The organism is Amphritea pacifica, assembly GCF_016924145.1.
Classification (GTDB): domain Bacteria; phylum Pseudomonadota; class Gammaproteobacteria; order Pseudomonadales; family Balneatricaceae; genus Amphritea; species Amphritea pacifica.
Genome location: NZ_JAFFZO010000162.1, coordinates 1 through 348, shown reverse-complemented (window position 1 = coordinate 348; position 348 = coordinate 1). Strand labels below are relative to the sequence as shown.

At 49.4% G+C, this 348-nt stretch carries 1 pseudogene; it reads left to right on the top strand.

Annotation, left to right across the window (positions count from 1 at the left end):
• Window positions 1-348: pseudogene (locus JW499_RS21895) on the top strand (IS110 family transposase); the annotation flags it as partial.

Here is a 348-nt window from a genome sequence, read left to right as displayed (position 1 = left end):
ATGGAGGGAAAGCTAAAAATGACCGGATCGACTCATACAAAATCGCGCACTTAATTCGTGGCGGAAACTTTCCCTTAGCCTATGTATATCCCGCTGAAATGAGGGCGACCCGTGATCTGCTACGTCGACGTACCCGCATTGTCAGGCACGGTGCCGACCTGAAAGCCCATGTCAAAAACACCACCAGTCAGTACAACCTGCCACCTAACAACCTGAATCTACGCTACCCCAATGCCCGGGAGCAGATGCGTCATAAGTTTGCCGATGAGTCCGTGCAGAAAAATATCGACCTGGATCTGAATATCATTGAGTTTTATCACCGCCAGCTCAGTGCTATCGAATGCTATA